Here is a 6688-nt window from a genome sequence, read left to right on the forward strand (position 1 = left end):
GGGTAGCGCCGGTGCCGGCCGAAGGCCAGCGGCCCCAGCGCCGGGCCGGGCGGCAGGCGCCGCCGCAGCGGCTCCGCCCGGGCCAGCGCCGCGGCCAGACGGCGCAACGTGGCGGGGTCGTATCCGGGGAGAGCGAGGCTGTCCATGCTTTGCTGCCCGGCCAGCAAAGCGAGCAGCGCCGCCTCGGCCGGATCGGCGCCGGGGGCGGGCAGGCCCCGCGCCGCGGCCAGCGGCGACCAGGCGCCGGGGGGGAGGTCCTTCAGGGGCGCCAGGTGGCCGAAGGCGGCAGCGCGGCCGAGCGCCGCATCCAGCTTGTCCAGCGGGTTCAGCCACAGCGCGCCGCGGTCGGCCGCGAAGCTTTCCGTCTGGTCCGGCGGGATGGGGTGCAGCGGCAGGCGCAGCCGGCCGGCGAGATGGCGGGCCGCCGCATCGCCGGGCGCCGCGGTCAGGAGGGTCGCCGCCGAGCCCAGCGCCTCGGCCGAGAGCGCTGCCAGCAACGGGGCGGCCGCGGGACCGAGCGCGATCACCGCCCCGGCGGCGCCGCCCTGGGCGACCATGGCGCGCAGCCAGGCTTTCAGCGCGGCGTCCAGCCGGGGGATTTCTTCCATCAAGGGCGGCAAGGGCTGCGGGGTGGCGGCCCAGCCCTCGGGGCCGTCGGCCCAATCGGTGAGCCAGAGGTCGGTGGCGAATTCGGGCAGGCGCGCGGCCAGGCGGTGGTCGGCATTGAGGACAAAGCCGCCGCCGGGGAAGAGCAGATCCTCCCCCGCGCCGCGCAGGCCGAGCGACAGGAAAGGCAGGCCGCTTTCCACCACCCGGGCGAGCGCGCGGTCGCTGGCGCGATCCTCCGCGGCGCTGGCATCGAAGGGGGTGGCCGGCAGGGCCAGCAGCAGCGCGGCGCCGGTTTCCAGCAGGGTCTCGGCGGTGGCGGCGTCAACGGCATCGGCGCCGGGCAGCAGGCCGAGGCGGATGCCGCGGCAGGCGATCGGCCCCGGCGCCGGCCCCGGCTGGCAGCGCCCCGCCAGGCCCAACGGGTCGGGCGTTGGGAAGAAATGCTGGGCGCGGCGGGCGGTGACGCGGGCGCCATCGACCAGCACGACGCCCTGGCGCGGGGCGCCGGCGTCGCGCCAGACGGTGCCGAGCAGCAGCGCCGGGCCTTCGGGCGGCAGCGTCGCGACCAGCTGGTCAAGCACCGCCTCGGCTGCCTCGCCGAAAGAAAGGTCGGACAGGAAATCATGCAGGGGCGCGCCGGTCAGGCTGGCCAGCGGGGTGACCAGCAGGTCGGCCCCGGCCCGGGCGGCGGCGGCATGGGCGGCGGCGATGCCGGCAGCATTGGCGGCGAGCGCGCCGGCGATCGGCGCCAGCGGCGCGGCCGCGATGCGCATCAGCGGCGGGCTCCGGCGACGCCCAGCGCCATGCCGGCCGAGACGATGGCGACGCCGGCCAGGCCCAGCGGCCCCAGCGTCTCGCCCAGCAGCGGCCAGGCGACGAGGGCAGCCAGCGCAGGGGTCAGCGCGGTGATGGTGGTGGTGGTCGCGCTGCCCAGCGCATTGACCGCGCGGGTGAACAGGAAGCCGGCGACCACCACCGCGACCATGCCCTGGTAGATCAGCTGGTAGATGACGGCGCCCGACGAGGCCTCCCCCAGGCTGGAGGGCAGGAAGAAATACCAGACGGGCAGGTAGAGGATGGGCGGGTAGAGGGCGAGCACCGTGGTCGCGGTCAGCGCCGGCACCTGCCAGCGGCGCACCAGCACGGTGAAGACCGCCCAGCCCAGGCAGCCCAGGATGAACAGAAGGTCGCCGCGCCAGGCGCCGGGATGGCTGCCGAAGGTGTCGAGCGTCAGCAGCAGGATGCCGCCCGCCACCACCGCCAGCGAGATCACCCGCATCCGGGTCCAGCGCTCGCCGAGCCAGAGCCAGCCGAGCAGCGCGGCGGCGAAGGGCAGCAGCCCGGTCAGCAGCACCCCGCCATGGGCGGTGGGCGCGTAGCGGAAGCCGAAATAGGCGGCGAGCGGGAAGACGAAGGCGGCGCCGGCCACCAGCCCGGCCGAGCGCGCCAGGGAAAGCCGCGGCCAGCCGAAGCCGGCCACCAGCAGCAGCCCCATGACGAAGGAGCCGGCATAGCGCAGCGCCCCCATGTCCCATCCCGTCAGCGCCTGCCTGCCGCCCAGCCGGGCGGAGAGGGAGAAGCCGGACCAGACGATGACCACGGCGAAGGCGCAGGCGAGGCCGATGGCGCGTTCCCGCGCGGCGCCCGCGGGGGACGACCCCGGGGGCATGGCCAGCGGCGCGGCGGGGCCGCCGGACAGGCCGGTGGCAAGGGTTTCCTGGGGCATGGCGGCAGCCTAGCCCGCGGCCCACGGGCTGAACATCGGCCCTGCCGTCGCCCGGCCAGACCCGGGAAGCAGGGCTGCTCTGCGCTGCTGGCCCTGGGATTGCTGCGGCGCGATGAAAAGTGCCAGAGCATCCGCGGACTCGCGGCTTGCCTCTTGCGGCGAGATTCATGGCCGCGATATGCAATCCATTGTGGTGCGGGCCCAGGCTTCACCCAAGATCTGGGTGGCCCGGCCCCCATGAACGGGAAGGAGGTGCCGCGATGTCCGGCTTGCAAACCGTTGACCGCGACCGTTCCGGCAATCCGCTCGACGTGTTGGAGCAGATCGTGGCTGCCAATGAATGGGTCTTCGAGCGCCGCTCCGACGGGGAGATGGCGGTGGAGGCCCCCGGCAAGTGGTGCGACTACGGCCTGTTCTTCTCCTGGTCGCAGGAGATCAGCGCCATGCATTTCACCTGCGCCTTCGACCTGAAGGTGCCGGCCAATCGCCGCGGCCCGCTGTATGAGCTGCTGGCCCTGGCCAATGAGAAGCTGTGGATCGGCCATTTCGGCATCGAGGCCGAGGACGGCGCCCCCGTCTACCGCCATGCCGTGCTGCTGCGCGGCGCCCCCGGCGCCAGCGCCGAAAGCCTGGAGGACATGGTGGACATCGCCATCACCGAATGCGAGCGGTTCTTCCCCGCCTTCCAGTTCGTCCTCTGGGGCGGCAAGCCGCCGGCCGAGGCCCTGGCCGCCGCCATGCTCGACTGCGTGGGCGAGGCGTGAGCGTGGCCCTGCCCCCGGTCCTGCTCCCCCCTCTTCTGCTGATCGGCTGCGGCAAGATGGGCGGCGCCATGCTGGAAGGCTGGCTGGAACAGGGCGCCCGCGAGGTGGTGGTGGTCGAGCCGGTGGCCGCGGCCGTCGCGTCCTTCGCTGGCCGGGTGACCCTCTGCACGACGGTCGCCGAAATCCCGGCCGGCTTCGCGCCGGGCGCCGTGGTGCTGGCGACCAAGCCGCAGCAGGCGGCGGACGCCCTGCCGGCGCTGGCGGGGCTGGCCGCCGGCGGCGCGCTGTTCATCTCGATCATGGCCGGGCAGACGGTGGCCGGCATGACGGCGCTGCTGGGCGGCGAGGCCCGGCTGGTGCGCGCCATGCCCAACACCCCCGCCGCCGTGCGCCAGGGCTTTACCTGCTGCTTCGGCGGGCCTGGCGTCTCGGACGACCAGAAGGCGCTGACGGACAAGCTTCTTGGCGCCATTGGCGAGGTGGCCTGGGTGGAGGCGGAGAAGCATATCGACCCGGTGACCGCGGTGTCCGGCGGCGGTCCCGCCTATGTCTTCCTGCTGGCGGAAGTGCTGGAGAAGGCCGCCATCGAGCAGGGCCTGCCGCCCGACCTCGCCCGGCGCATGGCGCGCAAGACGGTGGCGGGCTCCGGCGCGCTGCTGGCCGCCAGCGAGCTCGACGCCGCGCAGCTCCGCGTCAACGTGACCAGCCCCAAGGGCACCACCGAGCGGGCGCTGGCCGTGCTGATGGCGCCCGAGGCCTGGCCGAAGCTGATGTCGGAAGCCATCGGCGCCGCCACCGCCCGTTCCCGCGAGCTGGCCGGCTGACCGCGGCCCCTGGCGCAACCTTTAGCCAGACCCCACTCTTTCCAGCCATGACCGACAGCACCGCCCCCCTGATCGACGATACCGCGCTGATGGATGCGCTCTGGTCCCTGGTGGCCGAGCGCGGCTGGCAGGCCACCACCCTGCCCGCTCTGGCCGAGCGGGCGGGCACCGACCTGCCGGCGCTGCGCGGCGCCGTGCCGGCCAAGTTCGCCCTGCTGTGCCGGCATGCGCGGCTGGTCGACCAGGCGGTGCTGGCCGATGCCGGGCTGAACCCCGGCGGCAGCCCGCGCGACCGGCTGTTCGACACGCTGATGCGCCGCGTCGACGCGCTGCAGCCGCATCGCGTCGGGCTGGTCCGCTTCGGGCGGGAGCTGCGGCACGACCCGCTGCTGGCGCTGGCGCTGGCGCCGGTGCTGGGCGCCTCGATGGCCTGGATGCTGGAGGCGGCGCGGCTGCAGAGCTGCGGCCTGACCGGCACGCTGCGGGTCAAGGGGCTGGGCGCCGTCTGGATCGCCACGCTGCGCGCCTGGGAACAGGACGAGAGCGTCGACCTGGGCCTCACCATGGCGGCGCTGGACCGGGCGCTGGACAAGGCGGAACGCGCCGCCCGCTGGCTGAAGCTGGACCGCGACGGCGACCACCCGGCGCCTGACGCGGCCGCGCCGCCGCCGCCGGCCGGGACCCCTGCCTCGCCCGATCCGATCGACTGATCGCGCCGACGTTATTTCGTCAGGGAAAGATCATCCCGCTGAACGGCCTAAGCGCTTCCGGTTGGCGGGAGGGCGGCGCTAAGGTGGCAGCGAAGCAATAACAACGGGAGGATGGCCATGTCGGACGCACCCAAGCCAACGCCGGAGATGGACATCATGCGGCTGCTCACGGATTTTCGTCTGCCGGCGGCGCCGGACATGAACAGCCTGGCGGCCGCCCAGCGCCGCAACTTCGAGGCGCTGTCGGCGGCCAACAAGGTCGCGCTGGAGGGGGCCCAGGCCGTCGCCCGGCGCCACATGGAAATCCTGCAGCAGTCGATGACCGAGATGACCAGCGCCATGCAGGGCGTCACGGCCGAGTCCAGCCCGCAGGAAAAGGCCGCCAAGCAGGCGGAGATGCTGAAGGCCACCTATGGCCGCGCCGTCTCCAACATGCAGGAGATCGCCGAGCTCATCCAGAAGTCCAATGCCGAGGCGCTGTCGCTGCTCAACCGGCGCTTCGCCGAGGCGATGGACGAGGTGAAGGGCCTGTTGAACAAGCCGGGCGGCTGATCCCTCAGCCCTGAGAACCCGCCGGAAGGCCGGGGGCGCAAGCCTCCGGCCTTTTTTCATGCGCGCCCGCCGGGCTTCCCGATCCGGGAAAGATACTATAGGGGGGTATGGTATGAGCCATCTCGCCGCCCGCAAGCAGCCGCTGATCAACCGCATCCGCCGCATCGCCGGCCAGGTCGCCGCCGTCGAGCGCGCGCTGGAGGAGGAGGCCGATTGCGCCACCACCCTGCAGCGCCTGGCCGCCGTGCGCGGCGCCGTCGACGGGCTGCTGCAGGAGATCATCGCCGACCACCTGCGCGAGCACGTGGCGCATCCCGGCCTGTCGGATGCCGAGCGCGCCGAGGGCGCCGAAGAGCTGGTCGCCGTCATCCGCCGCTACGCGCCCTGAGGGGAACCGCCATGTCCGAACCCACGCCGCATCCCTTGGCGCATGAGCATGTCTTCCTCGGCCGGGCGCATGACGCCAATGCGCGACGCACCCTGTGGGTCGTGGCGCTGACCACGGTGATGATGGTGGCCGAGATCGTCGCCGGGCAGGCCTTCGGCTCGATGGCGCTGCTGGCCGATGGCGTCCACATGGCGACCCATGCCGGGGCGCTGGCGGTCGCCGCCGGCGCCTATGCCTTCGCCCGCCGCCATGCGCGCGACCGCCGCTTCAGCTTCGGCACCGGCAAGGTGGGGGATCTCGCCGGCTTCGCCTCGGCCCTGGTGCTGGGGGTGGTGGCGCTGGGGATCGCCGCCGAGTCCTTCGGCCGCCTGCTGGCGCCGCAGCAGGTCGCCTTCGGCCAGGCCATCCTGGTCGCCGCGATCGGCCTGGGCGTGAACCTGGTCAGCGCGCTGATGCTGGCCGGTGGCGGGCATCATCACCACCATGGCCATGACCACCACCACGGGCACGACCAGGGGCACCACCACGGGCACGACCATGGGCACCATCACCACCATGGCCACAGCCAGGACAACAACCTGCGCTCGGCCTATCTGCATGTGCTGGCGGATGCACTGACCTCGGTGCTGGCCATCGTGGCGCTGCTGGCCGGGCGGTATCTCGACTGGGTCTGGCTTGACCCGATGATGGGCATCGTCGGCGCCCTGGTGATCGCCCGCTGGTCCTGGGGGCTGATGCGCGACACCGCCGGCGTGCTGCTCGATGCCAGCGACCCCGCGCTGGAGGCCGAGATCCGCGCGCATGCCGAGGCCGGCGGCGATGCCCGCATCACCGACCTCCACGTCTGGCGGCTGGGGCCGGAGGCGCATGCCGCCATCGTCAGCGTTACCGGCGCCGCCGATGCCGAGACCATCCGCGCCCGGCTGAAGCCGGTGCATGAGCTGGCGCATCTGACGGTCGAGCACCGCTCCATGGCCGCCGGGTAATGCCGTGGTGATCGGCCGGTAAGCCGCTGCGGCGGCGCATCTGATTGCTGATTAGTTAAGCGGCGGCCATGATGGGCGGCAGACCAGCCCGGGTTTCCGCATGCCAGCGCCGCCGCAGCGGCTTACCGG

General features: G+C 73.2%; 8 protein-coding genes. 6 read left to right on the plus strand and 2 right to left on the minus strand.

Annotated features, from left to right (window positions below):
* Nucleotides 1-1382, minus strand: a 1382-nt coding sequence (locus GVN67_RS27460) for a nitrilase-related carbon-nitrogen hydrolase (protein WP_160000498.1), incomplete at its 3' end; no start/stop codon positions are given.
* Nucleotides 1382-2335, minus strand: coding sequence for a DMT family transporter (locus GVN67_RS27465; protein WP_235035568.1), 954 nt, complete (start codon nucleotides 2333-2335; stop codon nucleotides 1382-1384). The genes GVN67_RS27460 and GVN67_RS27465, both read right to left, overlap by 1 nt.
* 260 nt (nucleotides 2336-2595) lie before the next feature.
* On the opposite strand from GVN67_RS27465, the gene GVN67_RS27470 reads away from it, so the two are divergent.
* The 6 genes from GVN67_RS27470 (at nucleotide 2596) to dmeF (ending at nucleotide 6559) form a co-directional block, all read left to right on the plus strand.
* Nucleotides 2596-3099 carry a YbjN domain-containing protein gene (locus GVN67_RS27470; protein ID WP_160000499.1) on the plus strand — a complete coding sequence of 168 codons (504 nt, stop codon included), beginning with the start codon at nucleotides 2596-2598 and terminating at the stop codon, nucleotides 3097-3099.
* Between the two features lie 2 nt (nucleotides 3100-3101).
* The gene (gene proC, locus GVN67_RS27475) at nucleotides 3102-3923 is read left to right on the plus strand and encodes a pyrroline-5-carboxylate reductase (RefSeq protein ID WP_408906368.1); all 822 of its coding nucleotides are present in this window, start codon (nucleotides 3102-3104) and stop codon (nucleotides 3921-3923) included.
* 47 nt (nucleotides 3924-3970) lie between these two features.
* Entirely contained in the window at nucleotides 3971-4633 is a 663-nt protein-coding gene (locus tag GVN67_RS27480; protein ID WP_160000500.1) for a TetR family transcriptional regulator, read from the plus strand.
* 117 nt (nucleotides 4634-4750) lie between these two features.
* Nucleotides 4751-5185: a phasin family protein gene (locus GVN67_RS27485; RefSeq protein ID WP_160000501.1), complete on the plus strand. Its 435-nt coding sequence runs from the start codon at nucleotides 4751-4753 to the stop codon at nucleotides 5183-5185.
* A 112-nt stretch (nucleotides 5186-5297) separates the two neighbouring features.
* Nucleotides 5298-5573, plus strand: coding sequence for a metal/formaldehyde-sensitive transcriptional repressor (locus tag GVN67_RS27490; RefSeq protein ID WP_160000502.1), 276 nt, complete (start codon nucleotides 5298-5300; stop codon nucleotides 5571-5573).
* A gap of 11 nt (nucleotides 5574-5584) precedes the next feature.
* Complete coding sequence (dmeF, locus tag GVN67_RS27495; protein ID WP_160000503.1) at nucleotides 5585-6559, plus strand: CDF family Co(II)/Ni(II) efflux transporter DmeF; 975 nt, start codon at nucleotides 5585-5587, stop codon at nucleotides 6557-6559.
* Nucleotides 6560-6688: the final 129 nt, after the last annotated feature.

Source organism: Roseomonas sp. 18066 (genome assembly GCF_902706185.1).
GTDB lineage: Bacteria > Pseudomonadota > Alphaproteobacteria > Acetobacterales > Acetobacteraceae > Pseudoroseomonas.